28 protein-coding genes are annotated in these 26,530 nt (G+C 67.6%); 11 read left to right on the top strand and 17 right to left on the bottom strand.

From position 1 onward, the window contains the following. A partial coding sequence (locus ACYYG1_RS15170) for an integrase core domain-containing protein (RefSeq protein ID WP_461211178.1) occupies window positions 1-225 on the top strand: 225 nt, incomplete at its 5' end. Between the two features lie 392 nt (window positions 226-617). Here the strand turns inward: ACYYG1_RS15170 and ACYYG1_RS15165 are convergent. The 8 genes from ACYYG1_RS15165 to ACYYG1_RS15130 all read right to left on the bottom strand — a co-directional run bounded on the left by ACYYG1_RS15165 (window position 618) and on the right by ACYYG1_RS15130 (window position 9,590). Next, entirely contained in the window at window positions 618-1,886 is a 1,269-nt protein-coding gene (locus ACYYG1_RS15165; RefSeq protein WP_461211177.1) for a phenylacetate--CoA ligase family protein, read from the bottom strand. A gap of 272 nt (window positions 1,887-2,158) precedes the next feature. Then, window positions 2,159-2,953 carry an ABC transporter ATP-binding protein gene (locus ACYYG1_RS15160; RefSeq protein ID WP_461211176.1) on the bottom strand — a complete coding sequence of 265 codons (795 nt, stop codon included), beginning with the start codon at window positions 2,951-2,953 and terminating at the stop codon, window positions 2,159-2,161. A gap of 69 nt (window positions 2,954-3,022) precedes the next feature. After that, window positions 3,023-4,192 carry an ABC transporter substrate-binding protein gene (locus ACYYG1_RS15155; RefSeq protein ID WP_461211175.1) on the bottom strand — a complete coding sequence of 390 codons (1,170 nt, stop codon included), beginning with the start codon at window positions 4,190-4,192 and terminating at the stop codon, window positions 3,023-3,025. 39 nt (window positions 4,193-4,231) lie between these two features. Then, window positions 4,232-5,281, bottom strand: a complete 1,050-nt coding sequence (locus ACYYG1_RS15150; protein ID WP_461211174.1) for a branched-chain amino acid ABC transporter permease — start codon at window positions 5,279-5,281, stop codon at window positions 4,232-4,234. Between the two features lie 3 nt (window positions 5,282-5,284). After that, window positions 5,285-6,172, bottom strand: a complete 888-nt coding sequence (locus tag ACYYG1_RS15145) for a branched-chain amino acid ABC transporter permease (protein ID WP_461211173.1) — start codon at window positions 6,170-6,172, stop codon at window positions 5,285-5,287. 17 nt (window positions 6,173-6,189) lie between these two features. After that, window positions 6,190-8,085 (bottom strand): AMP-binding protein, encoded by a 1,896-nt coding sequence (locus ACYYG1_RS15140; RefSeq protein ID WP_461211172.1) that lies wholly within the window; start codon window positions 8,083-8,085, stop codon window positions 6,190-6,192. A 40-nt stretch (window positions 8,086-8,125) separates the two neighbouring features. Beyond that, on the bottom strand, window positions 8,126-8,941 hold the full coding sequence (locus ACYYG1_RS15135; RefSeq protein WP_461211171.1) for an ABC transporter ATP-binding protein: 816 nt from the start codon (window positions 8,939-8,941) through the stop codon (window positions 8,126-8,128). Further along, window positions 8,931-9,590 carry a CBS domain-containing protein gene (locus ACYYG1_RS15130; protein WP_461211170.1) on the bottom strand — a complete coding sequence of 220 codons (660 nt, stop codon included), beginning with the start codon at window positions 9,588-9,590 and terminating at the stop codon, window positions 8,931-8,933. Before ACYYG1_RS15130 ends, ACYYG1_RS15135 begins: the two co-directional genes overlap by 11 nt. A 388-nt stretch (window positions 9,591-9,978) precedes the next feature. On the opposite strand from ACYYG1_RS15130, the gene ACYYG1_RS15125 reads away from it, so the two are divergent. From ACYYG1_RS15125 to ACYYG1_RS15090, 8 genes are all read left to right on the top strand, one after another. Next, window positions 9,979-10,329, top strand: coding sequence for a hydrogenase maturation nickel metallochaperone HypA/HybF (locus ACYYG1_RS15125; RefSeq protein ID WP_461211169.1), 351 nt, complete (start codon window positions 9,979-9,981; stop codon window positions 10,327-10,329). A gap of 79 nt (window positions 10,330-10,408) precedes the next feature. Then, on the top strand, window positions 10,409-11,068 hold the full coding sequence (hypB, locus tag ACYYG1_RS15120; RefSeq protein ID WP_461211168.1) for a hydrogenase nickel incorporation protein HypB: 660 nt from the start codon (window positions 10,409-10,411) through the stop codon (window positions 11,066-11,068). Between the two features lie 159 nt (window positions 11,069-11,227). Further along, entirely contained in the window at window positions 11,228-12,571 is a 1,344-nt protein-coding gene (locus ACYYG1_RS15115; protein WP_461211167.1) for a sigma-54 interaction domain-containing protein, read from the top strand. Window positions 12,572-12,733: 162 nt separating this feature from the next. Then, window positions 12,734-13,183, top strand: coding sequence for a NifB/NifX family molybdenum-iron cluster-binding protein (locus ACYYG1_RS15110; protein WP_461211166.1), 450 nt, complete (start codon window positions 12,734-12,736; stop codon window positions 13,181-13,183). Further along, window positions 13,180-13,539 (top strand): NifB/NifX family molybdenum-iron cluster-binding protein, encoded by a 360-nt coding sequence (locus ACYYG1_RS15105; protein ID WP_461211165.1) that lies wholly within the window; start codon window positions 13,180-13,182, stop codon window positions 13,537-13,539. Before ACYYG1_RS15110 ends, ACYYG1_RS15105 begins: the two co-directional genes overlap by 4 nt. Window positions 13,540-13,571: 32 nt before the next feature. Further along, complete coding sequence (locus tag ACYYG1_RS15100; protein WP_461211164.1) at window positions 13,572-14,435, top strand: ATP-binding protein; 864 nt, start codon at window positions 13,572-13,574, stop codon at window positions 14,433-14,435. After that, window positions 14,432-15,304, top strand: a complete 873-nt coding sequence (locus ACYYG1_RS15095; protein ID WP_461211163.1) for an ATP-binding protein — start codon at window positions 14,432-14,434, stop codon at window positions 15,302-15,304. Before ACYYG1_RS15100 ends, ACYYG1_RS15095 begins: the two co-directional genes overlap by 4 nt. A 30-nt stretch (window positions 15,305-15,334) precedes the next feature. After that, window positions 15,335-16,615: an iron-sulfur cluster carrier protein MrpORP gene (locus ACYYG1_RS15090; RefSeq protein ID WP_461211162.1), complete on the top strand. Its 1,281-nt coding sequence runs from the start codon at window positions 15,335-15,337 to the stop codon at window positions 16,613-16,615. Window positions 16,616-16,687: 72 nt separating this feature from the next. Here the strand turns inward: ACYYG1_RS15090 and ACYYG1_RS15085 are convergent, their stop codons facing one another. From ACYYG1_RS15085 to ACYYG1_RS15050, 8 genes are all read right to left on the bottom strand, one after another. Beyond that, window positions 16,688-16,897, bottom strand: a complete 210-nt coding sequence (locus ACYYG1_RS15085) for a hypothetical protein (protein WP_461211161.1) — start codon at window positions 16,895-16,897, stop codon at window positions 16,688-16,690. A 58-nt stretch (window positions 16,898-16,955) separates the two neighbouring features. Next, window positions 16,956-17,933, bottom strand: coding sequence for a signal peptide peptidase SppA (gene sppA / locus ACYYG1_RS15080; protein WP_461211160.1), 978 nt, complete (start codon window positions 17,931-17,933; stop codon window positions 16,956-16,958). Window positions 17,934-18,107: 174 nt separating this feature from the next. Further along, the gene (locus tag ACYYG1_RS15075; RefSeq protein WP_461211159.1) at window positions 18,108-18,929 is read right to left on the bottom strand and encodes a FlgO family outer membrane protein; all 822 of its coding nucleotides are present in this window, start codon (window positions 18,927-18,929) and stop codon (window positions 18,108-18,110) included. A 16-nt stretch (window positions 18,930-18,945) separates the two neighbouring features. Continuing rightward, window positions 18,946-19,656, bottom strand: a complete 711-nt coding sequence (locus tag ACYYG1_RS15070) for a hypothetical protein (protein WP_461211158.1) — start codon at window positions 19,654-19,656, stop codon at window positions 18,946-18,948. Between the two features lie 233 nt (window positions 19,657-19,889). Then, window positions 19,890-20,315 (bottom strand): hypothetical protein, encoded by a 426-nt coding sequence (locus ACYYG1_RS15065; protein WP_461211157.1) that lies wholly within the window; start codon window positions 20,313-20,315, stop codon window positions 19,890-19,892. Window positions 20,316-20,461: 146 nt separating this feature from the next. After that, window positions 20,462-21,232: a glutaminyl-peptide cyclotransferase gene (locus tag ACYYG1_RS15060; protein ID WP_461211156.1), complete on the bottom strand. Its 771-nt coding sequence runs from the start codon at window positions 21,230-21,232 to the stop codon at window positions 20,462-20,464. Between the two features lie 28 nt (window positions 21,233-21,260). Beyond that, window positions 21,261-21,728 (bottom strand): hypothetical protein, encoded by a 468-nt coding sequence (locus ACYYG1_RS15055; RefSeq protein ID WP_461211155.1) that lies wholly within the window; start codon window positions 21,726-21,728, stop codon window positions 21,261-21,263. Beyond that, entirely contained in the window at window positions 21,725-22,258 is a 534-nt protein-coding gene (locus ACYYG1_RS15050; RefSeq protein ID WP_461211154.1) for a hypothetical protein, read from the bottom strand. Before ACYYG1_RS15050 ends, ACYYG1_RS15055 begins: the two co-directional genes overlap by 4 nt. A 131-nt stretch (window positions 22,259-22,389) precedes the next feature. Between ACYYG1_RS15050 and ACYYG1_RS15045 the strand changes: the two genes are divergently transcribed. Together ACYYG1_RS15045 and ACYYG1_RS15040 are read left to right on the top strand one after the other, a co-directional pair. Further along, a complete protein-coding gene (locus tag ACYYG1_RS15045; protein ID WP_461211153.1) occupies window positions 22,390-23,376 on the top strand; it encodes a glycosyltransferase family protein in 987 nt (328 codons plus the stop codon). Between the two features lie 203 nt (window positions 23,377-23,579). Further along, a complete protein-coding gene (locus ACYYG1_RS15040; RefSeq protein WP_461211152.1) occupies window positions 23,580-24,092 on the top strand; it encodes a peptidylprolyl isomerase in 513 nt (170 codons plus the stop codon). Window positions 24,093-24,289: 197 nt separating this feature from the next. On the opposite strand, the gene ACYYG1_RS15035 is transcribed toward ACYYG1_RS15040, so the two are convergent. After that, entirely contained in the window at window positions 24,290-26,488 is a 2,199-nt protein-coding gene (locus ACYYG1_RS15035; protein ID WP_461211151.1) for an STT3 domain-containing protein, read from the bottom strand. Window positions 26,489-26,530 lie beyond the last annotated feature (42 nt).

The following is a 26,530-nucleotide window of genomic DNA, read 5'->3' as shown; positions in this document are numbered from 1 at the left end:
AACGGCTTTGTGGAACGCCTGCACAGGACGCTCCTGGACGAGCATTTCCGCATCAAGGGCCGCCAGAAGTGGTACGAATCCCTGGAGGAGATGCAGGCCGACCTGGACGAATACCTGCGCCACTACAACCATGAGCGCACACACCAAGGCCGGAACATGAACGGCAGGACGCCGAATCAGGCCTTCCTGGACGGCCTGCCCAAGCCGGAGAAGACCAAGAAATAGGCGGCCGAGGCGGCCGCCTAGAAATCACCCCGCCAGGGGCGGCAGTGTCAGGTGAATACTATCTCTGTACAATTCTTCCGTCTCAAATATCCCATCACGCTCACGCGACTCAGCTATTGCTGCCCCAGAATATTGGGCGGAAGGCCATATCGCCCTCGCAATCCGGCGCACTTCATTTTCGAAAACAGCGGGTTCCTCATACGAGCCATTAACCATGATGAGTGCTCCTTTGTTCCCTATCACAACAATGACAACTTATAGCCTTCCTCTATTTAATCGTAACGACAATAATTAACATTTAATAAACAAGGCAAATTTTTTTTCAACTACCTATTCATCACGCAAACTTAACTGATAAAAGTGTGACAAAGCTCTCTCTAACGACGTTATGTTCACTCGAACACGCGCCGGTCCTCCAGGCGCGGGGCCCCGGGGTCGAGGGTCTCGTTGGGGCCCAGGATCGTGAGGCCGGGCCGCAGCTTGATGCGCTCCTGAAAGGCGGTGACCAGGGCGGGCTGGTCCAGGGGGCCGGACAAGGACAAGCGCAGCTCCAAAACGTCGCGTCCCCTGGGGTTGTCCACCACCAGCCGCCATTCCTGGATCTGCGGGAACAGGGCCATGACCTCGGCAACCTGCGCGGGATACACGAACTGGCCCTTGACCTTGGCCGTGTCGTCCACGCGCCCCAGGATGCCCGCCAGACGCGGGCTGGTGCGGCCGCATTCGCAGGGCTCGGGCACCAGGCGCGAGAGGTCGCCCGTGGCCAGGCGCACCAGGGGATACTCGTCCACAAAGGGCGTGACCACCACCTCGCCGGATTCGCCCGGAGCCACGGGCCGGCCCGTGGCCGGGTCGCAGATCTCCACGTGGCAGCGGTTGGAGAGATGCATGCCCGAGGCCACCGGGCATTCGTAGGCGATGCAGCCCAGGTCCGCCGTGCCGTAGCCCTGGCGCACGAGCATGCCGAAATCCTTCTCCAGCCCGGCGCGCAGGCTTTCCGGCAGGCGCTCGGCCGCCACAAAGGCCACTTCCAGGCCGAAATCCTTCTTCAGGTCCAGCCCCCGCGAAAGCGCCTTGTCCGCGATGACGCGCAGGTAGCTGGCCATGCCCACGAACCCGGTGACGGGCAGCTCCGTGAGCAGCTCGATCTGCTTGTCCGTGTTGCCCGGCCCGGCCGGAATCACGGCGCAGCCGAGCACCCGGAGCGGCTCCTCCAGCATCAGCCCCGCCGGGGTCAGGTGGTAGGAGAAGGTCATCTGCACCACGTCGCGCTTGCGGAACCCGGCGGCGTAGAAGGCCTCGGCCCAGCCCCAATAGTCCGGCCCCTTGCCCTCGGGATCGAAGATGGGCCCGGGGGACTGGTAGATGCGCCCCAGGTCCCCAACCTCACAGGTCAAGAGCCCGCCCAGGCGCGGCCCCAGCCCCTGCACGGCCATGAGGTCCTTCTTGCGCAGCACGGGGATGCGCGGCAAATCCTCAAGCGAGCCGATGTCCGAAAGGGTCAGCCCGGCCGCGTTCATGCGCCCCCGGAACTCCCCCCCGTTGTCCCAGGCGTTCTCCAGCACCCGCTCCAGCTTGCGCCAGGCCCGCTCCTTCCGCTCCTCGGGCGAGGCTGTCTCCAGGTCGCTGTGCATCCCGCTCATGCGTTCCGCCAAGGTCATAACGCCCTCCTCATGGGCAAAGATTGGGGAATTTGCGGCCAGTATACCAGAACCAGGCCCGAACATTCAAAACGAATCACACGCCCCCCGGCAACTCGCCCTCTTCCCCGCCTTTCTTCCCGCTCCCCCACTCCGGCCAACGCGCGTAGCGCGGCGTTCCGGCGCCGCGAGGGCAAGGCGCAAGCGGAATGCAGGACCGACGCGTACTCCCTGTACGCGAGGGTCTGCATTGCGCGCAGCAACGCCGCCATCGTGAATGCCGGGACAAATTGCTAAAGCCAGCGTTTGCGGCGGCGATAGTGCTTTACATCGCGGTAGCTGCGCTTTTCGCCCCCGTGCCCCATGCCCAGGTAGAACTCCTGCACGTCCGGGTTGCCGAGGAGTTCCTTGGCCGCGCCGTCCATGACGATGCGGCCGTTCTCCATGATGTAGGCCCTGTCCGCGATGCCCAGGGCGGCGCGGGCGTTCTGCTCCACCAGGAGCACCGTGACGCCCTCGTCGCGGTTGATGCGGCGCACGATGCCGAAAATCTCCTCCACCAGGAGCGGGGCCAGGCCCAGGGAGGGCTCGTCCAGGAGCAAGAGACGCGGCCGGGCCATGAGGGCGCGGCCGATGGCCAGCATCTGCTGCTCGCCGCCGGACATGTAGCCCGCCACCTGGGTGCGGCGCTCGGCCAGGCGCGGGAAGTAGTCGTAGACCAGGCCCATGCCCCGGGCGCGCTCGCGCGCCGGGCGGGTGTAGGCGCCGCAGCGCAGGTTCTCCTCCACGGTGAGGTCCTCGAAGATGCGGCGGCCCTCCATGACCTGGAAGATGCCCGCGCGCACCACGCGCTCGGGCCGCCAGGCGTGGATGGGCGTGCCGTCGAAGATCACGGCCCCGTCCGTGACCTCGCCGTCCTCGCTGGAGAGGAGCCCGGACACGGCCTTCAAGGTCGTGGACTTGCCCGCGCCGTTGGCTCCGAGGAGCGCGGTGATGCCGCCCCGCTCCACGCTCAGCGACAGGCCCTTGAGCACCAGGACCACGTCGTTGTAGACGACCTCCACGTTTTCCACTTTGAGCAGCGCCACGCGATCTCCTGTGTCTGCGATGGGCCCGGGGCCGCGCCGATCGCGCGCGGCCCCGGGGGTCGGTTCACGCTATTTGCCCAGCCACGCGGCCTTGCGTTCGAGCACGGGCGACGCGGCCTTGACCAGCTTGCCGTCCCGCACCTGGTAGATGTTGGCGCTCATGTTGGGGCGATGGTCGTCCGGGAAGTAGCTCACGGGCGGTGTCAGACCCATGGGGTCGTAGTCCCGCAGGGTTTCGGCGGCGGCCTTGATGCCCGGGCCATCGAGCTGCCCTCTCTCGTCGGCGATGCGCATGGCCTCGGCCATGACCAGCACGGACGCGAACCCGCGCAGGTAGTGGGTCATGACCAGTTCGCCCTTGGTCAGCTCGCGGATGAGCGCCGAGCCCGGCGTGTCGTCGTAGTAGGCGGCCGCGGCCTGGAGCCCGTAGTGGCCCTCGGCGGCCGGGCCGGCCAGGTCGATGAGACTCTCGTCATTGCCCCAGATGTTGATGAGGAACGTGGTCTTCATGTTCAGCTTGGCCGCGTCCTTGAGGATCACCGAGGCCGAGGGCGTGGTGCCGCCGATCCAGCAGAAGTCCGGGGCCTTCTTCTGCAGGGACAGGAGCTGGGTGGTGGCGTCCATGGCCTTGAGGCTGACGTGCTCCTCGCCCACGTACTCGAAGCCCAGCTCGGCGGCGTAGTCCTTGCCCGCCTGGATTGGCGAGATGCCGTAGGGGTGGTCCGGGTAGACGAAGGCCACGCGCGGGGCGCGCGGCTCCTTCCAGTTGTCCTTGAGGAACTTGAGCCCCGCGCGGATCATGGTGGAATAGTCCGCGGACACGAAGAAGTTGTACGGGGCCTTGGCCGGGTCCGTGAGGTGCGCGGAATAGGACGCGGACCAGGTGGGCATGCGGTCCTTGGCCACGAACTTGGTCAGGGCCTCGGTGTCCGCCGTGCCCCAGCCCTGCAGGGCCACCATGCCCTGGCTCTTGAAGCGCTTGTATCCGGCCAGGGCCTGCTGCACGTTGTAGGCGTAGTCCACCTGCATGAGCTTCAGGGGCTTGCCGTTGATGCCGCCGCTTTGGTTGATCCAGGCGGCGGCCCCTTTGATGCCGTCGGCGTAAGGCTGGCCCACGGCGGACGTGGGCCCGGACAGGTCGGAGAGCACGCCGACCTTGATCTCCCCGGCGCGGGCCGGGGCCAGGGCCAGGACGGCAAGCGCGGCCACGACGGCCATCAGGGTGCATAAACGTTTCATGTTGTCCTCCTGCGATGCAAAGGTTCCACCCCAGCCCCGCTAGTGGGCGAAGGGATACAGCTTCCAATAGGCCTTCACCAGGCGCCAGCGGTGGGCCAGGCCCTCGGGTTCGAATATCAGGAACAGCACCAGCACCAGGCCGAAGATGCCCTGCTTCATGGCCAGCAGATAGGTGCTCACGTCCGGGAACACGTCGCCCAGGGCCCCGGCCCCCACGCTCAGGACCTCGGGCAACAGCGTGATGAACACCGCGCCGAACACGGCCCCCTGCACGCTGCCCAGGCCGCCGATGATGATCATGGCCAGATAGCTGATGGACAGGCCGATGTTGAATTGTTCCGGGGTGATGTACATGGTGTAATGGGCCCAGAGCCCCCCGGCCACGCCCGCCAGGAACGAGCTGACCCCGAAGGCCATGAGCTTGTAGCCGAAGAGGTTCACGCCCACGATCTCGGCGGAGAGATGATAGTCGCGGATGGCCACGAAGGCGCGGCCGGGCTTGGTGCGCGCGAGATTGGAGACCCCCAGCACGCAGACGATGGCCACGCAGAGGGTCAAGAGGAACATCCTGGCGTCGGTGTCGAAGACCAGGCCCAGGATCTGTGGCGAGTCCACGGGCAGGCCCGAGGAGCCGCCGGTGACGCCTTCGGCGTGCAAAAACACGTATTCCAGGATCAGCTGCGCGGCCAGGGTGGCGATGGCCAGGTAGATGCCCTTGAGGCGCAGGGACGGCACGCCGAAGACCATGCCCACCACGGCGGCCACGGCCCCGCCCATGGCCAGGGCCGCGAAGAACGGCCAGCCCAAGGCCGCGAACTGGGCCGAGGCGTAGGCCCCCACGCCCAGGAACGCGCCGTGGCCCAGGGATATCTGGCCGCAGAACCCCGTGAGCAGGTTCAGGGACACCGCGCCGATGACCGAGATGTTGATCAGTGTCAGCACGCTGACCAGATAGGAGTCCAGCACCAGGGGCGAGGCCGCGAGGACGACCAGGAACAGCGCGAGAGAGCCCTTCTGGAAGGCGCTGGGCATGAGCCCGGCCTCGGCCGCGTAGGTCTCGTGGAACAGTCCGCATTTGCCTTGGCTCATGGTCTAGACCCTCTCGATCTCGTGGGTTCCGAACAGGCCGTAGGGCTTGACCATCAGGATCAGCACCAGGACCACGAAGGCCGCCACCTCGCGGAACCCGCCCAGCCCCAGGAGGTCCTTGGCCAGGCCGTCGCCCATGTTCTCCAGGACGCCGATGGCCAGCCCCCCCAGGGCAGCGCCCAGGAGGCTGTCCAGCCCGCCCAGGATCACGGCCGGGAAGACCTTCAGGCCCAGGTGGCCGAGCTGGGAGTTGATGCCGTTGATGTTGCCGAGGATCACCCCGCCGATGGACGAGACCACGGCGGCGATGCACCAGGACAGGGCGAAGATGTTCTTGATGCCGATGCCCATGCTCTGGGCGGCCTGCTGGTCGAAGGCCGTGGCGCGCATGGCCACGCCCACCGACGAATACTTGAAGAAGGCCGAGAAGATCAGGAACAGCACCACGGACAAACAGAAGGCCGCGATGTACACCGGCGACACGGGCAGCCCGGCGATGAACACCGGGTCCTGGGGCAGGACCTGGGGATAGGCGCGCAGCTGCGTACCCCAGAAGCTCTGCACCAGGGCCTTCAAGACGCTGGACAGGCCCACGGTGACCATGATCACGCTGATCACGGGCTCGCCGATGAGCGGCCTCAAGACCAGGCGCTCCACGGCCAGCCCCAGGAGCACGGAAAAGCCCAGGGTCAGCAGAAAGGCCCAAATGAAGGGCACATGGAACTGCACGGTGAGGGAAAAACAGATGTAGGCCCCGACCATGACCAGCTCGCCCTGGGCGAAGTTCACCACCTTGGTGGCCTTGTAGATGATCACGAAGCCCAGGGCCACCAGGCTGTAGATGCTGCCCACCACCAGGCCGTTGATGATCAGTTGCAGATAGTAGTGCATGTCGTTCTCCCGTCGCTTCAGGCGTCCACGTCCTGGATGTCCATTTCCCCGCACAGCTCGCGGCTGCGCCCGTCCTGATACTGGATGCAGACCCCCACGGACGCGCGGCCCGAGCCGTCGTACAGGGCCTCGACGAGCCCCGCGTAACGCTCCGAGACCACGGCGCGGCGCACCTTGCGCGTGCGGGTCAGCTCGCCGTCGTCGGCGTCCAGCTCCTTGAACAGCAGGACCAGGCGGCGGATGCGCGTCTCCTGGGGCAGGCCCGCGTTGATGCCCGCCACCTCGGCGGCCACCAGGTCGCGCACGGCCTCCTTGGCGGCCAGGTCCTGATAAGTGGTGTAGGTGATCTGCCGGGCCTCGGCCCAGCGGCCCACGATCTCCGCGTCGATGCAGACGATGGCCGCGATGAACTCCCGGTCCCGCCCCAGGACCACGGCCTCGCGCACGTAGGGCGAGAACTTCAATTTGTTCTCCATGAACTGCGGGGAGAAGCGCGTGCCGTCGGCCAGCTGCATGACGTCCTTGACGCGGTCGATGACCACCAGCTGGCCGTTGTCCTTGAAATACCCCGCGTCGCCCGAGCGCAGCCAGCCGTCGGTGAGGGTCTCGGCCGTGGCCTCGTCGTTGGCGTAGTAGCCCAGGAACACGGCCGGGCTGCGCGAGAGGATCTCCCCGTCCCCGGCGATGCGGATTTCCGTCTCCGGGATGGGCTGGCCCACGCTGTCCACGTCGATGGCCCCGTCGCGGTGGATGCAGGAGATGCCCGCGATCTCGGTCTGCCCGTATATCTGCTTCAGGTTCACGCCCAGGGCGTGGAAGAACTTGAAGGTGTCCGGCCCCAGCGCCGCGCCGCCCGTGGAGGCGCTGCGCAGGCGCGAGAAGCCCAGGCGGTCGCGCAGGGCGCGGAACAGCAGCGCGTCGGCCACGCGGTGCTTGAGGCGCATGAAGAACCCGGGCCTTTTCCCGGCCAGCTTGGCCCCGGCCCAGGCCATGCCCCAGGGGGCCAGAATGTTGTAGAGCAGGCGCTTCAGCGGCGAGGTCTCCATGATGCGCACCTGCACGCGCGCGGCCAGGTTCTCCCAGACCCGGGGCGGGGAGAAGATCAGGTGCGGCCCGATCTCGCGGATGTTCTCCTGCACGGTGTCCGGCTCCTCCGGGAAGTTCACGGTGAAGCCGAAGAGCAGAGCTGAGGCCACGGCCATCATCTGCTCGCCCATCCAGGCCAGGGGCAGGAAGCTCACGAACTCGTCGCGCGCGGTCTTGGGGTCGGCCAGCCCCAGGTTGTGGGCCATGGCCAGCATGTTGCGGTGGCTCATCACGGCCAGCTTGGGGCGGCCCGTGGTGCCCGAGGTGGTGGCCACCAGGCAGGGGTCGCCCGGCGAAAGCTCCGCCACCCAGTCCTCGAAGTCCGGGGCCAGGTCCCGGCCCTTGTCGCGCACCGCGTCGAAGGACATCAGCCCCGGTTCGCGGCAGAAGAGCAGGCCCTTGGAGTCGTGGAAGACGATGTATTCCAGGTCCGGCAGGCCCGGGCGCAGGGAGAGGATCTTGTCCACCTGCTCCTGGTCCTCGGCCACCACCATGCGCGCGTGGGACAGCTCGAACACGTAGCCCACCTCGTCGGCCACGGCGTCCTGGTACAGCCCCAGCGCCATGCCGCCCAGGGACTGCACGGCCAGTTCGGCCCAGAGCCATTCCGGCCGGTTGTCGCCGATGAGCACCACGATGTCGCCCTTGCCGAAGCCCAGGGCCTTGAGCCCCCCGGCGAACTCGGACACGGCGACGAGGTAGTCGTCCCAGGAATAGGCCTGCCACACGCCCCACTCCTTCTCGCGCAGGGCCGTGCGCCCGCCCTGGGACGCGGCCTGCTTCAGCAGCAGCCCGGGCAGGGTCGTGTCGTAGGGTCTGGCGCTCATGACGCCGCCTCCGGTCCTGTCGTGCGTGTGCAGCGCATGCCTACCTTCCCGCGTAGGCCGCGTCGCCGCCCAGATAGGCGGCCACCACGGCCGGATCGTTCTTGACCTGGTCCGGGGTCCCGGAGGCCAGCACCTGGCCGAAATCCAGGACCACCACATGGTCGGAAATGTCCATGACCACGCCCATGTCGTGCTCCACCAGCAGCACCGTGGCCCCCCACTCCTCGTTGATGTCCAGGATGTAGCGGGCCATGTCCTCGGTCTCCTCCAGGTTCATGCCCGCCATGGGCTCGTCCAGGAGGATCAGGCGCGGCTCCGCGGCCAGGGCCCGGCCCAGTTCCACCCGCTTCTGCACGCCGTAGGGCAGCCGCCCGGCGGGCTGGTGGCGGTACGGGGACAGGCCCAGGAAATCGATGACGTCCTCCACCCTGCGGCGGTGGCTGTCCTCGGCGCGGCGCGCCGGGCCCGCGTAGGCCAGGGCCGACAGCAGGCCGTAGCCGATACGCGCGTGGCGGCCCACCATGAGGTTGTCCAGCACGGACAGCCCCCGGAACAGGGCGATGTTCTGGAAGGTGCGCGACAGGCCCCGGTGGGTGCGCTGGTGGGCCTTGAGGGCCAGCAGCGATTCCCCGGACAGGGTGATCTCGCCCTCGTCGGGCGTGTAGCGGCCGCTGATGCAGTTGAGCATGCTGGTCTTGCCCGCGCCGTTGGGCCCGATGAGGGAGGCTATCCTGCCCTCCTGGATGTCGAAACCCACGTCCAGGAGCGCGGCGATGCCCTTGAAGGTCAGGGTCAGGCCCCGAATGCTCAGGAGGGTGTCGCCCGGGAGTTTGCCGCTGGGGAGGCTATCGCTCACGCCACTGCTCCTGGAAGGTTTCGGGGCCCACCAGCTTGTAGCCCCGCTCGTGGATCTTCTTGGCGATGGGGGTGGGGTCGTCGGCCTGCACGCGGAAGACCACGATGCGCGTGCCGTTGTGGAAGAAGGTGCCCGTGGAGATGATGGACACGCCCATCTCCATGATGATGCCCGAGACCTCGTGGATCACGCCCGTGCGGTCCTCCACCTCGAAGACAATGCGCGAGCCGCCTTGGCGGAGGCCCATCTCCTCCACCAGCACGTCGAGCATCACGCTGCGGTTGATGAACCCCATGAGGTTGTTGCGCACGTCGGTCACGGCCAGGCCCGCGAGATTCTTCTGGTACATGATCTCCGCGGCCTCCTCGATCTCCGTCTCCGGGGGCACGGAGGTGATGTCCGTGCGCATGATGCGGTCCACGGTGAGGCGCGTGAGCAGGTAGTTCAGCTCGTGGCGCTCCAGCATGGTGGCGTCGGACGGCAGGGCCTTGCGCACGTCCTCCTTGCGCACGTAGCCCGCGAGCTTGTCCCCGTCCTGGACCAGCAGCATCCAGAGGCGCTCGCGCTCCATGATCCGGTCCGCGTCCAGGACTTTGGTCTGCGGGGTAATGGTCACGAAATCAGTCAGCATCTTCAGTCCGACGTACATGATGCGTCTCCTTGTCCGGACGAAAGCCCGGCGCTTCGTGAAACCGTATGATTGTATGGGAGGTGTACGCGAGGTACGAGGCATCTGCCGCACGTTTTCCGCGAACGGTCGAAACCGCCCCCTGTGGGGCTGGTCCGTCCTCGTTCGAGGAAAACTAGAGTAGTATCAGTGCGGCGATCATGATCATATAAGCTTGATTGAGGTTTTCAGATCAATTGTAAAACCAGAAAGCCCTTCCGCCGTCAAGGGCTTTCATTAACATATCAGAAACTTCGTGTTTTCCCGGATGCGTGGATTTGGGCCTTCCCTTTCCGGCGGCGGGAGTATACAACGGCCTGCGGCGGCCTCAGCCGCCATCCCCAAAACCATATCCGAGGATCGCCTCCCCATGCATGAAATGGCCATCGCCCAAAGCCTCGTCGCCATCATCAATGAGGAGATGGAGAAGCACGGCTTGACCAAGCTCAGCCGCGTGCGCGTGTGCCACGGCAAGCTCGCGGCCCTGGTGCCCGAGGCCCTGTCCTTCGCCTTCGAGGCCTGCACCCTGGGCACGTCCCTGGAAGGGGCCGAGCTGGAGATGGTCGAGCTGCCCGTGGTGCTCAAGTGCTCGGGCTGCGGCATCGAATTCAGCCCCGAGGCCTCGGACCTGTTCATGCCCTGCCCCGAGTGCGGCGAGGGCCTGGGCCACGCGGTCCTCAAGGGCAAGGAGCTGTACCTGGACAACATGGAGGGCGAATAGCCCAGGGCGAATAGCCCGTTGCCATACGCCGCCCGCGTGGTTACTACTATCCCCGAACCCGAGCGCCAAAGGAGCCGATATGGAAGTTCCCGTGATCCGCAATATTCTCGAGGCCAACGACCGCATCTCCGACGAACTCAAGAAGATGTTCCGCATCAACAAGGTGCTGGTGCTGAACCTCATCAGCTCGCCCGGCTCGGGCAAGACCTCCACCCTGGAGCGGACCCTCACGGACCTCTCCGGCGAATTCAAGATGGCCGTCATCGAAGGCGACATCTTGACGGACAACGACGCCCGCCGCGTGGCCGCCACCGGGGCCCAGGCCGTGCAGATCAACACCGACGGCGCCTGCCACCTGGACAGCTCCATGGTCCTGGAGGCCCTGGGCTCCATCGACATGAAGGGCCTGGACATCCTGTTCGTGGAGAACGTGGGCAACCTGGTCTGCCCGGCAGAATTCGAGGTCGGCGAGGACCACAAGATCTCCCTCTTGTCCGTGCCCGAGGGCGACGACAAGCCCGAGAAATACCCCCTGCTGTTCTCCGAGTCCGCGGTGATGCTGCTGAACAAGGTGGACCTTCTGCCCTACGTGGACTTCGACATGGAGCGCGCCAAGCGCTTCGCCACGGCCCTGAACAAGGGCATCGCCATCTTCCCCATCTCCTGCCGCACGGGCGAAGGCCTGGACGGCTGGTACGACTGGCTGCGGACCGAGGTGAAGGAGAAGAAGGGCCTGTAGGACTAATCAATAAAATTCCTTAGTTCAGGCTGTTCAGAAATGTACGAGTGCAAGGCGCAAGGGAAATCCAAGACCGACGCGTATTCAACATACGCGAGGGTTTGGATTTTCCGCAGCAACGCAGCAATCGTGCGTTTATGGGCAGCCTGAGGGCGCGATATGGCGATTCCCAAGCAACTCCCCTGTGAGACCATCCTGGCCGGCATCGCGGACGGCGTGTTCACGGTGGACCTGGACTGGAACATCACCTCCTTCAACGAGGCGGCCAGCCACATCACGGGCGTGCCCGCGTCCGAGGCCCTGGGCAGCAAGTGCTGGGACGTGTTCCACTCCAGCCTCTGCGACGGCCAGTGCGCGCTGAAGGCCTGCGTGGGCGGGGCCCCGGCCGTGAGCGGCAAGTCCATCTTCATCGTGCGCACCGACGGGGAGAAGGTGCCCGTGTCCATCTCGGCCGCGCCCCTGCACGACGAGGCGGGCAAGCTCATCGGCGGGGTGGAGTCCTTCCGCGACCTCTCGGATATCCACCGCCTGCGCCGCGAGGTGGAGCGCTCCCACACCTTCGAGGACATCGTGGGCAAGAGCCCGGCCCTGGAGAAAATCTTCGCCATCCTGCCCCAGGTGGCGCGCTCCGACGCCACGGCCCTGATCCTGGGCGACTCGGGCACGGGCAAGGAACTCTTCGCCCGGGCCCTGCACAACCTTTCGGACCGCGCCTCGGCCCCCTTCGTGGCCGTGAACTGCGGGGCCCTGCCCGAAACGCTGCTGGAGAGCGAGCTCTTCGGCTACAAGGCCGGGGCCTTCACCGACGCCAAGCGCGACAAGCCCGGCCGCTTCCAGCAGGCCAAGGGCGGGACCATCTTCTTGGACGAGATCGGGGACATGCCCATGCCCCTGCAGGTCAAGCTGCTCAGAGTGCTGCAGGACAAGAGCTACGAGCCCCTGGGCGCGGTGCGCAGCGAAACCACGGACGCGCGCGTGGTAGCGGCCACCAACCACGACCTCCAGGCCCTGGTGGCCGAAGGCCGCTTCCGCCAGGACCTCTACTACCGCCTGAACGTGGTGCAGCTGCGCCTGCCGTCCCTGGCCGAACGCCGCGAGGACGTCCCGCTGTTGGTGAACCACGTGATCCGCCGCCTGAACGCGGTGCAGGGCAAGGACATCGAGGGCGTGTCCGAGGACGTCATGGCCCTGTTCATGCGCCATTCCTTCCCGGGCAACGTGCGCGAACTGGAGAACATCCTGGAGTTCGCGGCCATCCTCTGCCCCTCGGGGTTCATCCAGGTGGAGCACCTGCCCGAGCAGATGCAGCCCGCCGGGCGCTCCATGGACCTGGACAGGCCCTGCTCCGAGCCCATGACCCTGGAGGAGGCCAAGTGCCGCGCGGTGCTGGCGGCCATCCAGCGCAACGGCGGCCGCCGCATGGCCGCCTGCCGCGAGCTGGAAATCTCCAAGGACACCCTGCGCCGGACCCTGGCGCGCTGTGAAAAGTTGGGCCTGAAATAAGCCTGCCGCCTCTTTGAATGGGCGCGTTTCGCGTCCACCTAGTTCAACCCTCATATTCTATCTTGCTGCAATAAAACGGTTTCTTTTCTGGCACCGCTTATGCTTAGCCTCTCCCTGCCCGGGCGCACCCCTGCCCCGGGCCAAGAACAAGGAGACTGACGCATGCTGCTGTGCCTGGCCTGCTATGGCGACCGCCTGGCATCCCTGGCCGAGAACGCCGACCAGTACCGCCTGTACCGCGTACAGGACGGCCACGCCGAGCCCGAGGGCGGCATCGCGCCCCCGGACCGCGACCCGGCCTCTTTGGCCCGGGCCATGGCCGCCTGCGGGGTGCGGGAGTTCGTGTGCGGCGGCATCACCGGCTGCTGCCGCCGCCACCTGGAGATCACGGGCGTGCGCGTCCGGCCCTGGGTCAGCGGCGACGTGGACGAGGTCCTGGCCGCCTGGAACGCGGGCGGCCTGGAGGCCCTGTCCATGCCCGGATGCGGCGGCCCGCGCTGCGACCAGCCCGGCCTGGGCCGGGGCTGCGGCGGCATGCGCAACCGCAACCAATCATGCGCCCGAGGGGCCGGACAGCGCCCCGGGGGCCGAAAATGGGAGACCAAGTCATGAAAATCGCCATCACCAGCCAGGGCCAGGGCCTCGACAGCGCCCTGGATTCCCGGTTCGGCAGGGCCGCCGGCTTCGTCCTGGTGGACACCGAGACCGGGGAGACCGGCTATGCGGACAACGACCAGAACATGCAGCTGGCCCAGGGCGCGGGCATCCAGGCCGCCCAGAACGTGGCCGCCACGGGCGCCAAGGCCGTGGTCACCGGCCACGTGGGCCCCAAGGCCTACCTGGCCCTGAACAAGGGCGGCATCGCCATCTACTTCTGCGACTCGGGCACCGTGGCCGAGGCCCTGGCGGCCTACAAGGCCGGGACCCTTTCCCAGGCCCAGGGGCCGGACAAGGACGGCCACTGGTAAGCCGAGCGCGAACACCCAAACAAGGGATCGACATGAGAATCGCCATTGCCAGCGGCAAGGGCGGCACGGGCAAGACCACCGTGGCCGCGAACCTTGCCGCTCATATCGCGGGCCTGGGCCAGAGCGTCGCCGTCGCGGACTGCGACGTGGAGGAGCCCAACCTGCACCTGTTCCTGCCGCCCGACATCGCCGCGACCGAGAGCGCGGGCGTGCCCGTGCCCATTGTGGACGAGGCGGCCTGCACGGGCGACGCCTGCGGCGTGTGCGTGCGCGAATGCCGCTTCAAGGCCCTGATCCTCATGGCCGGGGAGGTCATGGTCTTTCCGGAGCTGTGCCACGGCTGCGGCCTGTGCTCCCTGGCCTGCCCCGAGGACGCCATCAGCGAGGGCCGACGCGACATCGGCGAGGTGCGCACCGGGACGGCCCGGGGCATGTCCTTCGCCGACGGCCTGCTGCGCATCGGCGAGGCCATGGCCCCGCCCCTCATCGAGGAGGTCAAGAAGCGCCTGCCCGGGGCCGCTGTGGAGCTCATCGACTGCCCGCCGGGCACGTCCTGCCCGGTGATCAAGGCCCTGGACGGAGCGGATCTCGCCATCCTGGTCACGGAGCCCACGCCCTTCGGCCTGCACGACCTGGACCTGGCCGTGCAGACCCTGCGCCAGCTCGCCATCCCATTCGGCGTGGTCATCAACCGCGACGGCATGGGCGACGGGCGCGTGGCCGAATACCTGGAGCGCGAGGGCATCCCGCTCCTGGGGACCATCCCCCACAGCCTTGAGGCGGCCCAGGCCTACTCCCGGGGCGAATTGCACATCGAGGCCCTGCCCGGATTCGGCGAACACTACGCCCGGATCTGGGACGCGGTGCGGACCCTGGCGCGGGAGGCGGCGAAATGAAGGAAATAGTCGTCATCAGCGGCAAGGGCGGCACGGGCAAGACCTCGGTCACCGCCGCCCTGGCGGCCCTGGGCAAAAACCAGGTCCTGGCGGACTGCGACGTGGACGCCGCGGACCTGCACCTGATCCTGTCGCCCATGGTGGAGAAGAGCGAAGAATTCACGGCCGGGGAACGCGCGGCCATCGACCCCGGGGCCTGCACCTCCTGCGGCCTGTGCGCGGAGCACTGCCGCTACGGGGCCATCTCCGAAGACTTCCGGGTCATCGGCGAGAACTGCGAGGGCTGCGGGGTCTGCGCCTTCGTCTGCCCCAGCGGAGCGGCGGCCATGCACCCGCGCGTCTGCGGCCAGTGGTACGTGTCCGCCACGCGGTTCGGGCCCATGGTCCACGCGCGCCTCGGCATCGCCGAGGAGAACTCGGGCAAGCTCGTGACCACGGTGCGCAAACAGGCCCGGGCCATCGCCGAGGCCAGGGGCGCGGACCTGATCCTCACGGACGGCCCTCCGGGCATCGGCTGCCCGGTCATCGCCTCCCTGGGCGGGGCCAACCTGGCCCTGGTGGTGGCCGAGCCCACGGCGAGCGCCCTGCACGACCTGAAACGCGTGCGCGGTTTGGCCAAACACTTTGACATTCCCATGATGGTGGTTATCAACAAGTCCGGCATCAACGCCCAGATCACCCGCGACATCCGCGAATTCTGCGCGGCCGAGGGCGTCGAGGTGGCCGGGGAGCTGCCCTACGATCCGGCCTTCACCCAGGCGCAGATCAGGGCCCAATCCGTAGTGGAATACGATCCCCGGGGCCGCGGCGAGGACATGCGCCGCATCCGGGAACGCATAGAACGCCTGCTTGGCTGCCAACTGGGCTGATACGGCGAAAACTCTCTAGGAGGGAAGGATATGAGCGATTCGTGTGGAAGCTGCTCCAGCCAGGGCAGCGGGTGCTCCGGCTGCCAGGAGAACCCCCAGGACCAGAAAATCAAGAAAGCCCTGTCGCGCATCAAGCACAAGCTGGTGGTGATGTCCGGCAAGGGCGGGGTGGGCAAGTCCACCGTGGCCACCAACCTGGCCGTGGCCCTGTCCATGGCCGGGCTCAAGGTGGGCCTGTTGGACGTGGACGTGCACGGCCCCAGCGTGCCGCGCCTGTTGTCCCTGGAAGAGGTCAAGCCTAACATCGGGCAGGACACCATCGAGCCGGTGCCCTACTCCTCGCATCTTTCCGTGATGTCCCTGGGCTTCCTCCTGCCCAGCAAGATGGACGCGGTGATCTGGCGCGGCCCGGTGAAGATCGGCCTGATCCGCCAGTTCATCTCCGACGTGGCCTGGGGCGACCTGGATTTCCTCATCGTGGACTGCCCTCCGGGAACGGGTGACGAGCCCCTGTCCGCCTTGCAGGAGATCGGCAAGGAAGCCCAGGCCGTGATCGTGACCACGCCCCAGGGCGTGGCCATCGACGACGTGCGCCGCTCCGTGACCTTCTGCGGCGAAGTGGGCAACCCGGTGCTGGGCATCATCGAGAACATGAGCGGCTACGTGTGCTCCAATTGCGGGCACGTGGAGGACATCTTCGGTTCCGGCGGCGGCGAGGAGCTGGCCAAGGAGCTGAACGTGAAATTCCTGGGCCGCATCCCCCTGGACCCCGAGCTCAGGCGCTCGGGCGACGAGGGCTATTCCATCCTCAAGACCGGCGGGGACCACACCCCCACGGGCGAGGCCCTGAACCACATCGTCAAGCCCATCATCCAGATGGCCGGACGCCTGCAGGAGACCGCCATGCCCGCCGGGCTGGCCGCCAAGGCCCCGGCCCCGGAGGCCGCGCCCATCGCCACGGACAACGGCGACCTGGTCATCGCCATGCCCGTGGCCCAGGGCCAGCTCTGCCTGCACTTCGGGCACTGCGAGGTCTTCTCCCTGCTCACGGTCGATCCCAAGACCAAGGAGATCAAATCCCGCGACGACCGCACGCCCCCGCCCCACGAGCCCGGCGTGCTGCCCAACTGGCTGGCGGACCAGGGCGCGCACCTGGTCATCGCCGGGGGCATGGGCGCGCGCGCCCAGAGCCTGTTCACCGAGCGGGGCCTGAAGGTCCTGGTGGGCGCCCAGCCGGGCACGCCCGAGGAAGTGGTCAAGGCCTACCTGGACGGCGACCTGATGCTCGGCCAGAACATCTGCGACCACTAGCCGGATGCCGTAAACGACAAAGGCCGGACCCCGCGAGGGGCCCGGCCTTTGTTTTCGCAAAGGGGCCGCGGCCTAGAACGAGCCGGGCTGGCCCTGGAAAAAGCTGTACAGGTCCTGGGAGACCTCCACGCGCACGCCCCCGTCCTTGAGCTTGACCACGCGCACGTTCATGTCCGGATACAGGGCCACGTCCTCGGCCACGTCGCTCCAGCGCTTCTGCTCGGCCCAGGCCTCGTCGTTGTAATCGGGGAAGGTCCCCACCAGAATCCATTCGTCGCTCATCCGCCCTCTCCTTCGCCCCTCGCGCGGGGGCCTGTGCGTGCTGAATTTCTCGACGTCCTCAGTTGGAAAACCCCGGGGCCCACAAATGGTGGAATCCGGCATGAGCCTCAGGCAGCCGCGCCGGCCCCAGGTCCACCAGGGCCGGGGAACGGCCGTCCCAGGCGCTCGCGGCCGTGTTGTACAGGGTGTCCTCGGCCACGCTCGCGCGGCGGTAGGCCACCACGCGCGCGTCCTCGGGCAGCCCGGCCAGGGCCCGGGCCTCGGCCAGGGCGTCCTCGGCGAAGCCCACCTTGTCCACCAGGCCCAGGCGCAGGGCCTGGGAAGCCGTGAGCACCCGCGCATCGGCTACATCGTCCAGCGCCTTGGGGTCAAGCTTTCTGCGCTCGCCCACCAGGGCCAGGAAACGGGAGTTCAGGTCGTCGATCATGGCCTGGAGAAGGGCCTGGTCGCCCTGGTCCGGGGCCTTGAAGGGCGAGCCCATGTCCTTGCGCGCGCCGGACTTGGCCACCTCGGCGCTGACCCCGATCTTGTCCATGAGTCCCGAAATGTTGGGCGAAATGAAGATGGTGCCGATGGACCCGGTGATGGTGGAGGGGTGCGCCACGATGACGTCCCCGGCCAGGGAGGCCATGTACCCGCCGCTGGCGGCCAGGCCCATCTGCAAAGTGACCACCGGGACCTGGGTGCGCGCGCGAAAGGCCATGATCTCGTGGTACAGGATCTCGCTGGCCGTGACCGAGCCGCCCGGGCTGTCCACCATGAGCACCACGGCGCGCACGTCCGGGTCCTTTTCCGCGCGGGCCAGTTGCGCGGCCGCCTCCTCAACCGCGCCGGGCGCGCGCGACACCAGCCCCTCGCGCGGGGCCGTGGACAGGAACCCGCGCAGGGGCAGCAGCAGCACCTTGCCCCGGGCCGAGCCCGAGAGCACGGCCTCTGCATAGGGCTGGTCGTAGTCGCGGAAGGCCTGGATGTTGATGGAGCAGCCGGTCAGCAGAACCAGGGCCGCGCACAGGGCCGTCAGCAATGGCTTGGGCATGGTCGTCCTCCGTGGCCCCTTTCTATACACCACGGCCCCCGCACGGTGAAGGGCGCGGGGGCCGCGAAAGCCTGAAAATGGTCGGCGGCCGTGTCCCGGGTTCCTTTCTCCGAAGGTCCCGATGACCGGCCGCCGCCCCCCAAAGCATGTTTGCGAAGGCTCGCTGCGCGGGGGTCAGCGCAAGGCCCCGCCCTGGCCGGTGGGCGGGAAGAGCCTGAAGGGCCCGGGCACCTCCGCCGGGCCGGGGACCTGGGCCGGAGCGCCGGTGGCCGGAGCCTCCAGGGGGAGCTCCCGCAGGTCCAGGGGCGCGAAGGCGTCGCCGGCCATCCCCAGCGCCGGGCCGCCCGCGCGGTTGCGCAGGTAGCTGGCGAAGACCACGTCCTTTTTGCCGTCGTCCAACAGCCGCCGCACCACCCCATCGCGGGGCACGGCGAAGTCGTAGGCCGCCAGGATGCGCCCGTCCTCCAGGCGCACCACGTCGGCGGACACGAACACGGCCTCCTGGTCCAGGGTGTAGGTGCCCACGAGCATGGCCGAGGCGTCGAAGGTCATCTTCATGTACTGGGCGGTCTTGCGCGACAGCGCGAACTCGCCCTCGCGCACGCGGATGCCCATGTTCCCGCGCAGGCGGAATTCCGTGACCCCGTATCCGGCCTGGGCCAGACGGTTCACGAACAGGGAGGACACCAGGCGGCCCAGGGACGAGGACTGGTCGAAATTGTCGCGGTCCACGAAGGTTGCGGCCAGTATGCCCGCGCCCTGGGGCAGACGGTTGGCGAGGTTGGCAACCAGCCCGTCGGCGGCCACATGGCTCTGGGCGATGAGGGAGTCACCCTCCCAGGCCGTGGTCACGGGCTGCACGTAGTCCGCGGGCGCCGCGGGCCCGGCCTTGGCGGCCGGGGCCGGGGCCTCGGCCAGGCGCTGCAACGCGCCGCATCCCGCCAACCCCGCGCAGGACGCCGCCAGCACGCAGGCGGCGAGAAATCTGACGAACATGGAGGGCCTCCCTTGGCTACTCATTGACGACTCCCACGCTCACCCTGGCGGGCTCGGCCAGGGGCTCGGGCGCGTCGGCCACCCCGGGCTCCTGCAGGGCCACCTCGGGGATGGGCAGCCCGTACTGCCGGTAGTCCGGGTCGTTGATGTAATAGATGTCCGAGGCGTGCATCACGAAGCGGTTGCGCCAGACCAGTTCCGTGGTGATCACGATCTCGTTGTTGGAATGCATGCTCAGGGACCCGATGGTCACGTCCACCAGCGCGCCCAGGGGCGCGGCCGCGTAGATGCTCTTCACGGTCAGGTGGTCGCGGGCCACGGCGATGCCCGCGCCGATGGCCGTGAGCAGGCCCGGGGGCGGACGCTGGAAGCGCATGCCGTGGCGCACCATCTGCACCTTGTAGCGCAGCTCCAGCTGGTTCTCCTCCTTGTCCGAGACCTGCAGGCCCTGGAACACGAGCTGGGAGCGCAGCAGCTCCTTGAACACCTGGTGAAACGGGCCGTCGACCTGGTCCGTGTCCACGTCGATGGCCAGCAGCCTGAGCTCCACCCTGTCGTGCACGGCCCGGGCCACACGCCCGGCCACGTCGGCGGCCAGGATGTTCCAGTGCTCGGCGGCCTGCATCTTGTGCTGGCCGGTCATGGGGTAGGTCGTGGCCACGGGCAACTGGGACTGGCATCCCAACAGCAACACGGGCAAAGCCATCGCTATGAACCATTTCGTCATGACGTGTCCTTCCTTGACCCGGCCTGATCCGGGCTGGAAATGGGGGCGGCGGGGGCCGGTGCGCGCGGACCATGCGCCCTCGCCGCATGCGCTCTCCCTGTTTATCGGACGGGGCATGACATTTCTTTACCATCGGGACGGGGGACGCGAAACAGGAGCGCCGAAAAGAGGGCATAAAAAAAGCCGCGCCCTGCGGCACGGCCTGGAATTCCTAGATATCCCCGCCGGGGGGGTCAGCTGATCTGGCGGACGTATTCGTCCATGTCGGATTCCTTCTGCTCCTTGCTGACCCAGAAGGCCGTGGCCCAGATCATCAGGGCAGCGGCCTGGATGTCGTTGAGGCGCTTCAATTTGGCCTCGATGTTGGCCTTGCCCGCCCCGTACTTGACGTGGGCCATGTTCAGGTCGCAGGCGTCCTGCACGCGCAGCTGCAGATACGCCAGCCGGGACTGGTCCGGAAGGAGCTTCACGTCCTTGTGGGCCTCGAGGATGGTCTTCAGCTCGCCGGCTGAAAACTGCCCCCGCACCGTGTTGATGGACCGGAAAAAAGTATCCACAGCCCAGGGCACGACGAACTCGGCCCCGGCGCTCTTGGTGCGGAAATACTCCTTCAGCCACTGTTCGTGCTCGTTCGTGACGCGCGCTGCGACCTGTGGCATGCAACCCCTCCGTGGTACAAGAGGAAACCTTTCTTCCCAAATAACCTGAGAGTTTCATAGCAGGTATCGTGACAAGTAATCAAGACTTTTTCTAGAGACGACCGAAATCCCGTGCCGCAAGGCCCGGCGCGGGAAAAGCCCCCCTTTCAGCGGATGTCCGGCAGGCGCAAACGGAAGAATTGGGGCCAGAGCTTGCCCGTGACCAGCAGGCAGCCGCCCTCCCGGTCCCAGGCCAGCCCGTTGGCCACCGCTTGGGAATCGGGGAGATTCGCGGGGACCAGCGAAGAGAGGTCCAGCCAGGCCAGGACCCGCCCCGTGGCCGGGTCGATGACCGCCACCCGGGGCGAACCCCAGACGTTGGCGTAGAGCAGCCCGTCCACCCATTCCAGCTCGTTCAGGAGGGACACGGGCCGCCCCCCGTCGCGCACGGGCAGGCGCGTGAGTTCGCGGAAATCGCCGGAGTCGCGCACGGTGAGGATGTCGCTGCCGTCGCTCATGTACAGGCGCCCCGCCCCGTCGTGGGCCAGGCCCCAGCCCTGTCCCCCATAGGCGCGCTCGTCCAGGATGCGAAAGGTGGCAAGGTCGATCCTGAACGCCCGCCCGGCGGTCCAGGTCAGCCACCAGCACGCGCCGTCCACGGCCGCGGCGCCCTCGCCGAAGAGCCGCTTGTCCAGGGGGAAAGTGCGCAGCACGCGGCCCGTGGCCGGGTCCAGTTCCGCCAGGCGGGAGCGGCCCCGGCGGCCCGTGGTTTCATAGAGGCGGCCCTGGTGGAAGAACAGGCCCTGGGTGAAGGCCTCGGTGTCGTGGGGCATGCCGCCCAGCACGGCCGCGGGCAGCACCGGCGCGGCCGCGCGGGCGGGACAGGCGACCGCCAGGGCCAGGAGCAGGAAAAGAACGAAGCCCGGTACGCGCTGCATGGCTCCCTCCCCGAGGGCCGGACGCGGCCTAGTTATCCCCGGAGCCCCTCAGATCCTTGCCCAGCTTGGCCATGCGGGCCCGGATGTAGGCCGCGGCCAGGTCGCCCGCGTCGTCGGCCCCGGTCATCTTGTGCCCGTACTCGCGCAGGTCCTTGTCGATCTGGGCCTCCATGCGCTCGGACTCCAGGAACATCAGGTAGACCAGGATCAGGGCGGCGTTGTTGCCCTCGGACCCGTCGCAGAGGTGCTCCAGCTGGTCCATGGGCACGGTCTCGAAAAACCGCTCCAGGAACATGGCCACCCATTTCTCGTACAGCTCGGGCAGCACCGGGGGCACCAGCTCGGCCAGCCGGTCCACGGCCCGGGGATCGGCGTCGGCCATGGTCACGGCGAAGAACTCCGTGAGGGCCTCGGCGCGCCTTCCGGCCTCCCGGTCCAGGCGTTCGAGGATCACGCCGCGCACGTGCTCGCGCATGGCCTCACGCGCGAGGCTCATTGCCCGGCCCCGCGCAGGGTGGAGTTGGGACAGGTGTCCGACTGCATGCACAGCTCGCAGCCGCCCCGGTAGGGCATGGGCGTGTACACGGCGTACTGGCGGTTCAGGGCCCCGATGTTCTGGTTCCACTCCAGGCCCCGGGCCGCCAAAAACTCCTGGACCTCGGCCCCGGGACGCGGCAGGGGCGCGCAGGCCCCCTCCATCTCGGGGATCAGGCTCTGGGCCGCGCTCATGACCAGGGTGATGGCCAGGTTGTGGAAGAACATGCCGTCCTCCGGGGAACGCTGCCAGGCCTCCTCCACGGCGTTCTCCACGCCCTCGGAAAGGTAGACCAGCAGAAAGCCGTCGTCGTTCGTGGACGAGGACGGCGTGAGCTTGAAGGCGTGCATGCGGTCCTTCCAGTCGTCCCAGGCCGCGCCCAGGCGTTCCAGGACGTCCTGGTCCACACGGCTCTCCCCGCAGACCTCCAGGAAATACATAAAATCGAATTCCGGCTCCGGATGGACCGGAGTGACTTGCAATGCGCCCATGCGGCTCTCCTCTGATTTTGGGATGGGGCGGTGCAGCCCTCGTGACGGTGTTGCATAGCCGCTTTTGGCCTTGGCCTCAACCCGGACGGCGGCTCTTTTCCGGCGCGGGGTTTTAGGCTACCCTGCCGCCCATGGATCGCCTGTGCTGGATCGGAAACCCCTATTTTTGCGAAAAGATGCGCGCCCAGGGCTGGGACGTGGCCCTTTTGGAGCGGCGCGAGGCGCGCATGGTTGCCTGGGACGAGGTCGTGGCGGCCTGCGGGGGCGCGCCGCGCGCCGTGGTCCTGGGCGACGCCAGCCTGCCGCCCATCCTGGCCGGCGTTGAGTCCTGGCCCTGCCTCACGGCCTTCCACTGCGTGGACTCGCACATCCACTCCTGGCACCCGCTCTACGCCCGGGCCTTCGACCTCTGCTCCGTGAGCCTCAGGGACCACCTGCCCCGGTTCCGCGAGGCGGGCATGCCCGAAGACAGCCTCTGGTGGCTGCCGCCCTGGGCCCCGGACCACACGGGCCCCAGGGCCGTGGACAAGGAATGGGACGTGCTCTTCGCGGGCACCGTGGACCCCGCCACCACCCCGGCCCGCCACGCCTTTCTGGGCGAACTGAAACAGCGCCTGCCCGGGCTGCACGTCACGCGCGGGGACTTCGGCGACCTGTTCCCCAGGGCGCGGGTGGTGCTCAACTATTGCGAGGCCGGGGACCTCAACTTCCGGGTCTTCGAGGCCCTGGGCACGGGCGCGTGCCTGGCCACGCCCCGGGTGGGCCACGGCCAGGACGAGCTGTTCCCCGACGGCCGCGACCTGTTCACCTACCCCGTGGACGACATGGACGCCCTGGCGGCCCTGCTCACGCGGCTGCTGGAGCACCCCGAACTCGGCGAGCGCGCCGGGGCCTCGGGCCTGGCCTCGGTGGACGCCGCGCACCGCGCCTCGCACCGGGCGCGAGCCCTTTCGGAACGCCTGCGCGCCGTGCCCGCGTCCCGGCCCGAGGCGCGCCGCGCCCTGGCCCCGGCCCTGCGCCGCGAAATCCTGCGCCCCCTGTACCTGCATTTCGCCGAGGCCCTGAACAACGCCCCCCTGCGCGCCGCCTATCTGAATTTGGCCACGGCAGGCCGTTGAAAAAAGGCGATCTGCTTCGTTGCTGCGGAAAATCAAACCCTCGCGTACGGGGAGTACGCGTCGGTCTTGATTTTCCTTGCGCCTTGCATCTCACCATTTTTGAACGGCCTGCATAAAGCAGCCTGATGACGGGGGGTGACTTGCGCGGCGTTTTGGCCTATCTGGCTGGGGCTACATGAACCCGATCCCCAAGGAGCGACATAATGGCTGACAATCCCCTTGTGCTCATGGAAACCGCCATGGGCGAGGTCGTCATCGAACTGTTCGAGGACAAGGCCCCGGATACCGTGAAGAACTTCCTGTCCTACGTGGACGCCGAGCATTACGACGGCACCATCTTCCACCGCGTCATCGCCAACTTCATGGTCCAGGGCGGCGGCATGACCGGCATGATGAAGGAAAAGGACACGAACGCCCCGGTGAAGAACGAGGCGGACAACGGCGTGAAGAACCTGCGCGGCACCGTGGCCATGGCCCGGACCATGGACCCGCACTCGGCCACGGCCCAGTTCTTCATCAACGTGGAGGACAACGCCTTCCTGAACCACTCCTCGCCCACGGACGAAGGCTGGGGCTACTGCGTGTTCGGCCAGGTCAGCGAGGGCATGGAAGTGGTGGACAAGATCCGCAAGGTGCGCACCAAGAGCGCCGGCATGCACGACGACGTGCCCGTGGATCCCGTCTACATCAACAGCATCCGCCGCTTCGAATGGTAGCAAACAGCCACAAACCGCACGATTGCTGCGTTGCTGCGAAAAATTAAAACCCTCGCGTATTCAAGATACGCGTCGGCCTTTAATTTTTCTTGCGCCTTGCACTCGCACGCTTTGTGACTGTTTGCGGCCAACCGTAAAAAGCAAACGCCGCCGTTCCCTCGGGGACGGCGGCGTTTTTGTTTGCTTGCGCGCGGGGGTCAGTTGACGCGGTAGATGCGGGCTTCGGGGCCCTTGTCCACCACCAGGGTGAAGTAGGGTTCGAAGGCGCTGGGCGAGCCCAGGAGCATGGACACCATCATGGAGCGGTAGATGTCCCCGTCCATGAGGTACATCTCGCCCCGGGCCGCGTTGGCCACACAGTACGGCACGCCGAAGCGCATCCAGGAGCGGTGGCGGACGCGGAGCTGCTTGTCGATGTAGTAGAGCCCGCCCAGGGCCACGGATTTGCCGTCCGGGCGCAGGGCCCTGCCCTGCACGAAGTCGATGCTCCCGCCCGGCACCAGGCTCGAAGCGGACCGCACGCCGTCGCCCGTGGCCAGGTCCCAGGACCCGTAGTAGTTGATCCAGCCCAGGAAGTGCATGGAATCCCAGCTCAGAGCCAGATACTGCTCCGGCCTGGGGCCGAAGGATTCCGCGTCCATCTGGCCCAGGTCCTTGAAAAACCGCGTGGCCTCGTCCCCGTCCATGGCGCGCACCGGCCCCAGGGGGTCGACGGACGGCATCTCCAGCCGGGCGCCGGGATATCCCGCGCTCTCGGCCTTCCATTTTTCGGCCTGTTCGCGCCAGGACGCGCCCAGGGCCTGCATGACCCGGGCGGAGCGCAGGGGCGATGACGAGGAATGCACCAGGGCCAGGGGATAGAGCCAGTCCCCGGAATGGCGGGCCCCGTCGCCGAAGGTGTCGCGCTCCGCAAAGAACTGGGCCCCGTAGGAATAGTCCCACCATTGCCAGAGCACGGCGTCGGGCGCGGCCAGATCCCGCAGTTCGATGTAGGCTTCGGCCAGGGCCCTGGGCACGGCCGGGCGGGCGCTCAGGTGACTGGCGGGCAGGAACAGGATTCCGAACAGGACCGCCGTGAGCGCCCCCTGCAGCCCAAGCCTGGCGTTGCGGCCGGACAGCCGGGCGCGGCCCAGGTCCGCAGCGGCCAGGCCGAGCCCCAGGCCCAGGGCCGCGCCGCCGTACATGGAAAAGCGCACGCCCAGCCACGGGGCCGCCAGCCCCAGGCCCAGCACGGGCGCGAACAGGACGAGCAACGGCCGCCGCACGACGGCCCAAAGATACGCCGCCGCGCCGAGCACGAACAGGGCCGGATGGCCGCCCACGTAGCCGAACAGCTTGGCCGTCCCCAGCTTCCCGGCCTCGCGCACGCTGCTGATGACCGACGGCAGGCCCAAACCGCCCCCCGCGCCCTGGTCCTGCTCCGCGCCAGTGGGGTTGAAATACACGGTCAGATAATACGCCACCTGCTTGAGCTGGGGGGCCAGGGTCAGCGCGCCGAGCACGGCCAGCCCCCCCACGGCGGCCAGCGTCGCCGCGCGGCCCCGCCCCAGCTCCGGCCGCCAGCGCAGGACGGCGTACAGCGCCGCCCCGGCCGCCAGCCCGGGCCAGCCGAGCTGCAGGACCGCGAGGATCACGCACAGCCCCAGCAGCATCCCCGTCCTGCGGCCCGGGCGCGCCAGGGCGAGCCCCAGTCCCAGGGCCAGGACCAGCACGCTGAAGGCGACGGGCCGCCCCGAGGGATAGACCCAGACGTAGGCATGCAGGAACAGGCCGACCCCGAAGGCCCAGCCCATGAGGACGTGCATCGCCGGGCCCTGCACGTCATCCTCTTCCCCGGGCAGCCACCAGGAACGGCACTGGGGCAGAAGCCACAGCACAAGGGCCGAAACAGTGCCCACGGCGAAGAACAGGGTCAGGAAATCGTTGTCGAAATATCCGAAGCGGGTGCGGATGAGATAGCCGAAGGCGCCCACGGCCAGCAGCCCGGCCAGGCCTCCGGCCTCGTTGCGCCCCAGGCGCGCGCAGAGCAGGCACAGGGGCAACGCCGCCAAGCCCGAGAGTAACGGGGGCAGCCAGAACCCCAGGCTCAACAGGCCGATGCCCGTCACCGCGTGGGCCGCGGCCAACAGCCGCGTCAGCGGGTCCATGATGTAGCGGCTCACGCCCTTGGCTCCGGCCAGGTAGGCGTAGGCGTCGTGGGTCGCCAGCAGGGGTTCGCCCACCACCATGTTCGCGGGATCGAACAGCCGGCCCATCTCCGGGCAGCGCAGGGCGAAGCCGAGGACCATCACCGCCGCGCCCCAGGCCAGGGCCTCCCGCCACCAGCGCTCCCCCGGACGGAGCGCCTCCGCGTCCTGCGGAGGCCGCAAAGAATCCAATCTTCCCAAGCGATTCATACACACCTCAGGCCGCGCCCTTGCCAGAATCCGCGGCTCGTT

This window comes from Desulfocurvus sp. DL1XJH-121 (genome assembly GCF_054819825.1).
The sequence above is the reverse complement of the archived record's forward strand: the minus strand, read 5'-3'. Positions and strand labels throughout refer to the sequence as shown.

What these genes read in the sequence shown, in the direction of transcription:
- ACYYG1_RS15035 (WP_461211151.1), bottom strand. Translation starts at nt 26,488, where the DNA reads ATGAATCGCTTGGGAAGATTGGATTCTTTGCGGCCTCCGCAGGACGCG.
- ACYYG1_RS15065 (WP_461211157.1), bottom strand. Translation starts at nt 20,315, where the DNA reads ATGCCACAGGTCGCAGCGCGCGTCACGAACGAGCACGAACAGTGGCTG.
- ACYYG1_RS15070 (WP_461211158.1), bottom strand. Translation starts at nt 19,656, where the DNA reads ATGACGAAATGGTTCATAGCGATGGCTTTGCCCGTGTTGCTGTTGGGA.
- ACYYG1_RS15150 (WP_461211174.1), bottom strand. Translation starts at nt 5,281, where the DNA reads ATGAGCCAAGGCAAATGCGGACTGTTCCACGAGACCTACGCGGCCGAG.
- ACYYG1_RS15040 (WP_461211152.1), top strand. Translation starts at nt 23,580, where the DNA reads ATGGCTGACAATCCCCTTGTGCTCATGGAAACCGCCATGGGCGAGGTC.
- ACYYG1_RS15145 (WP_461211173.1), bottom strand. Translation starts at nt 6,172, where the DNA reads ATGCACTACTATCTGCAACTGATCATCAACGGCCTGGTGGTGGGCAGC.
- ACYYG1_RS15075 (WP_461211159.1), bottom strand. Translation starts at nt 18,929, where the DNA reads ATGTTCGTCAGATTTCTCGCCGCCTGCGTGCTGGCGGCGTCCTGCGCG.
- sppA (WP_461211160.1), bottom strand. Translation starts at nt 17,933, where the DNA reads ATGCCCAAGCCATTGCTGACGGCCCTGTGCGCGGCCCTGGTTCTGCTG.
- ACYYG1_RS15100 (WP_461211164.1), top strand. Translation starts at nt 13,572, where the DNA reads ATGAGAATCGCCATTGCCAGCGGCAAGGGCGGCACGGGCAAGACCACC.
- ACYYG1_RS15105 (WP_461211165.1), top strand. Translation starts at nt 13,180, where the DNA reads ATGAAAATCGCCATCACCAGCCAGGGCCAGGGCCTCGACAGCGCCCTG.
- ACYYG1_RS15130 (WP_461211170.1), bottom strand. Translation starts at nt 9,590, where the DNA reads ATGTACGTCGGACTGAAGATGCTGACTGATTTCGTGACCATTACCCCG.
- ACYYG1_RS15140 (WP_461211172.1), bottom strand. Translation starts at nt 8,085, where the DNA reads ATGAGCGCCAGACCCTACGACACGACCCTGCCCGGGCTGCTGCTGAAG.
- ACYYG1_RS15055 (WP_461211155.1), bottom strand. Translation starts at nt 21,728, where the DNA reads ATGAGCCTCGCGCGTGAGGCCATGCGCGAGCACGTGCGCGGCGTGATC.
- ACYYG1_RS15125 (WP_461211169.1), top strand. Translation starts at nt 9,979, where the DNA reads ATGCATGAAATGGCCATCGCCCAAAGCCTCGTCGCCATCATCAATGAG.
- ACYYG1_RS15090 (WP_461211162.1), top strand. Translation starts at nt 15,335, where the DNA reads ATGAGCGATTCGTGTGGAAGCTGCTCCAGCCAGGGCAGCGGGTGCTCC.
- ACYYG1_RS15115 (WP_461211167.1), top strand. Translation starts at nt 11,228, where the DNA reads ATGGCGATTCCCAAGCAACTCCCCTGTGAGACCATCCTGGCCGGCATC.
- ACYYG1_RS15155 (WP_461211175.1), bottom strand. Translation starts at nt 4,192, where the DNA reads ATGAAACGTTTATGCACCCTGATGGCCGTCGTGGCCGCGCTTGCCGTC.
- ACYYG1_RS15050 (WP_461211154.1), bottom strand. Translation starts at nt 22,258, where the DNA reads ATGGGCGCATTGCAAGTCACTCCGGTCCATCCGGAGCCGGAATTCGAT.
- ACYYG1_RS15165 (WP_461211177.1), bottom strand. Translation starts at nt 1,886, where the DNA reads ATGACCTTGGCGGAACGCATGAGCGGGATGCACAGCGACCTGGAGACA.
- ACYYG1_RS15045 (WP_461211153.1), top strand. Translation starts at nt 22,390, where the DNA reads ATGGATCGCCTGTGCTGGATCGGAAACCCCTATTTTTGCGAAAAGATG.
- hypB (WP_461211168.1), top strand. Translation starts at nt 10,409, where the DNA reads ATGGAAGTTCCCGTGATCCGCAATATTCTCGAGGCCAACGACCGCATC.
- ACYYG1_RS15095 (WP_461211163.1), top strand. Translation starts at nt 14,432, where the DNA reads ATGAAGGAAATAGTCGTCATCAGCGGCAAGGGCGGCACGGGCAAGACC.
- ACYYG1_RS15110 (WP_461211166.1), top strand. Translation starts at nt 12,734, where the DNA reads ATGCTGCTGTGCCTGGCCTGCTATGGCGACCGCCTGGCATCCCTGGCC.
- ACYYG1_RS15085 (WP_461211161.1), bottom strand. Translation starts at nt 16,897, where the DNA reads ATGAGCGACGAATGGATTCTGGTGGGGACCTTCCCCGATTACAACGAC.
- ACYYG1_RS15060 (WP_461211156.1), bottom strand. Translation starts at nt 21,232, where the DNA reads ATGCAGCGCGTACCGGGCTTCGTTCTTTTCCTGCTCCTGGCCCTGGCG.